2 protein-coding genes are annotated in these 1547 nt (G+C 77.2%); one reads left to right on the top strand and one right to left on the bottom strand.

What is annotated here, in order from left to right:
- Positions 1-148: 148 nt before the first annotated feature.
- On the bottom strand, positions 149-1093 hold the full coding sequence (locus tag DZF91_RS23945; protein ID WP_117359558.1) for a bifunctional adenosylcobinamide kinase/adenosylcobinamide-phosphate guanylyltransferase: 945 nt from the start codon (positions 1091-1093) through the stop codon (positions 149-151).
- 132 nt (positions 1094-1225) lie between these two features.
- Here DZF91_RS23945 and DZF91_RS23940 point away from each other — a divergent pair, with 132 nt between their 5' ends.
- Positions 1226-1420, top strand: a complete 195-nt coding sequence (locus DZF91_RS23940) for a hypothetical protein (RefSeq protein ID WP_117359559.1) — start codon at positions 1226-1228, stop codon at positions 1418-1420.
- Positions 1421-1547: the final 127 nt, after the last annotated feature.

The raw sequence follows: 1547 nt of genomic DNA, 5'->3' as shown, positions 1-1547 counted from the left end.
GCCGCGCCGCCGCCGACGATCAGGCCGACCGCCGGGGCGAGGACCATCGCGCGCCGCGCGGCCTCCCGGTCCACCCGGTCGGCGCGGAGCGGGACGACGCTGAGCAGCGTCACGGCCAGCCGCCCGCCGGCGTCCCAGTCGCGCGAGCTCACGGCAGCTCCGCCACGCGGCCCGCGACGACCAGCGCGGCCGTCTCGGCCTCGGCCGCCAGCCGCTGGTTCACGCTCCCGAGGAGGTCGCGGAACGCCCGTCCCACCGGGGTCGTCGGGACCAGCGACATCCCGACCTCGTCGCTGACCGCGACCACGTACGCGCCGGTGCCGCGCCACGCCGCGACCAGCTCCTCGACCCGGCCGGACGCCCGGGACGGGTCGTCCCAGGCGTCCGTCTCCGCCATGACCGCCGCCACCCACGACCCGATCCCGTCCACCAGGACCGCCCCGGTCGCCGACGCCAGCGCGGACGCGAGGTCCGCCGTCTCGACCGTCCGCCACCAGGAGGGCCGCCGCTCCCGGTGCGCCTCGATCCGGGCCGTCCACTCCGCGTCCGACGGATCACCGGTGCCGGTCGCCACGTACGTCACGTCCGGATGCGCCATCAGCCGCAGTTCGGCCTCGGCGGACTTCCCCGACCGGGACCCGCCCAGCAGGAGCGTCCGGAAGGGGCCGGTGAGCGGACGCGTCCAGAAGGCCAGGCGCCGGTCGAGCTCGCCGGGCGCCCCGACCCGGTGGTCGATATGGACGGCCCGGACGTCGGTCGCGTCCGTCACCGCGCCCTCGCGGCGGAGCCGGCCGAGGTGGTCCGGGGCCCCGAACAGGTCCAGCAGAACGGCGTCGTAGGCGACGCCGGGCGCGGGCTCCGGCCGCAGCCCGGGCCCGCCGGAGACCAGCACGCGGTGGCCGGACGGGACGCGGACGTCCCAGCCTCCCGGCACGTCCAGGCGCGGGAGGGTCTCCAGGGGCACGCCGTCGAGCAGCGCGCGGGTGGGCGTCAGCGAGATCCCGGCGGCGCGCGCCCGCGCGCAGGAGGCGCAGCGGCAGCCGGGCGCGGGCCAGCCCTCCGGCCCCGCGGTTCCAGGCAGTTCGATCTTCATCCTGCCCACGACCCTAGTGACCCCGGCCGGCGGTCGGGCCGGGGGCCGCCCGCCCCCTCGGACGGGTTACGCTCACCGCTACCGGGCAGGTCGAAGCGGCGCGGCAGGTCGAGCGGCGGAAGGGCAGTGGCGATGGCGTGGAACTGGCAGCTGGAGAAGTCCGGCGGGAACCGGACGGCCCTGGAGGAGACGTTCGGCACCCAGGCCGCCGCCGAGACCTGGCTGGGCGAGCACTGGCGCGAACTGCGCGCCGACGGCGTGGACAAGGTCGTCCTCATGGACGACGAGGACACCGTCTACACCATGAGCCTGCACGACCCGGAGTGACCGCTCCGTAGCAGCCGAGCCCGCGGGCCCCACGCACGCGGGGAACCGGGAGTGCGGGGAAACCGGGCGTGGGGGAAAGCCGGGCGTGTGGGAAACGAGCGCGCCGCCCGCTCCGGGTCGGGGCGGG

The sequence above is a fragment of the Actinomadura logoneensis genome (assembly GCF_003428695.1).
Classification (GTDB): domain Bacteria; phylum Actinomycetota; class Actinomycetes; order Streptosporangiales; family Streptosporangiaceae; genus Spirillospora; species Spirillospora logoneensis.
Note: the sequence above shows the minus strand (reverse complement) of the source record. Positions and strands in the feature narration are given on the sequence as shown.